We start from the raw sequence: 1189 nt of genomic DNA, 5'->3' as shown, positions 1-1189 counted from the left end.
GATGGCGAAGAGCAAGTTTGAACGAACAAAACCGCATGTTAATATTGGTACGATTGGTCACGTTGATCATGGGAAGACCTCGTTGACAGCAGCGATTACGAAATATTTTGGTGAATTTAAAGCCTATGATCAAATTGATGCTGCCCCAGAGGAACGCGCACGTGGAATTACTATTTCTACAGCGCACGTTGAGTATGAAACGGAAAATCGTCACTATGCGCACGTTGATTGTCCAGGACACGCTGATTATGTGAAGAACATGATCACAGGGGCAGCGCAGATGGATGGTGCTATTTTGGTTGTTTCCGCAGCTGATGGTCCAATGCCTCAGACACGTGAGCATATTTTGCTTGCGCGTCAGGTTGGTGTTCCAGCAATTGTTGTTTTTCTTAATAAAGTTGATCAGGTTGATGATGCAGAACTTTTGGAGCTTGTAGAGCTTGAGGTTCGGGAACTTTTATCCAAATATGATTTTCCAGGCGATGATATACCAATTGTTAAAGGTTCTGCGTTGGCAGCTCTTGAGGATAAGGATAAAAGCATTGGTGAAGATGCTGTTCGTCTTTTAATGAGTGAAGTTGATAATTATATTCCAACCCCTGAACGTCCTGTTGATCAACCATTTTTGATGCCGATAGAGGATGTATTTTCGATTTCGGGTCGTGGAACCGTTGTTACGGGTCGTGTTGAGCGTGGTGTTATTAAAGTTGGAGAGGAAATCGAGATTATCGGTATTCGTCCAACGTCTAAGACGACGGTTACAGGCGTTGAAATGTTCCGCAAGCTTTTAGATCAGGGTCAAGCGGGTGATAATATAGGAGCTCTGCTTCGTGGTGTTGACCGTGAAGGGATTGAGCGTGGTCAAGTATTGGCGAAGCCAGGATCTGTTACGCCTCATACACGTTTTAAAGCAGAAGCTTACATTTTGACGAAAGATGAAGGTGGACGTCATACACCATTTTTCACGAATTATCGTCCTCAGTTTTACTTCCGTACGACGGATGTTACAGGTATTGTTACGCTTCCAGAAGGAACGGAAATGGTTATGCCAGGCGACAATGTTGCCATGGATGTTTCATTGATTGTTCCGATAGCGATGGAAGAGAAGCTTCGTTTTGCTATTCGTGAAGGTGGTCGTACTGTTGGTGCCGGTATCGTCTCTAAAATCATTGAATAAATAATGCTTGTT

1 protein-coding gene is annotated in these 1189 nt (G+C 43.7%); it reads left to right on the top strand.

Features of this window, described 5'->3' with window-relative positions; genetic code table 11:
* Position 1: 1 nt before the first annotated feature.
* Positions 2–1177 (top strand): elongation factor Tu, encoded by a 1176-nt coding sequence (tuf, locus tag ACFIJQ_RS08790; RefSeq protein ID WP_012755022.1) that lies wholly within the window; start codon positions 2–4, stop codon positions 1175–1177.
* Positions 1178–1189 lie beyond the last annotated feature (12 nt).

It is taken from the genome of Bartonella sp. TT67HLJMS (genome assembly GCF_042193375.1).
In the GTDB taxonomy this organism is placed as follows: Bacteria; Pseudomonadota; Alphaproteobacteria; order Rhizobiales; family Rhizobiaceae; genus Bartonella; species Bartonella grahamii.
Note: the sequence above shows the minus strand (reverse complement) of the source record. Positions and strands in the feature narration are given on the sequence as shown.

Excerpts from the sequence above, each read along its gene's own strand:
- tuf (WP_012755022.1), top strand. The coding sequence starts at position 2 with ATGGCGAAGAGCAAGTTTGAACGAACAAAACCGCATGTTAATATTGGT.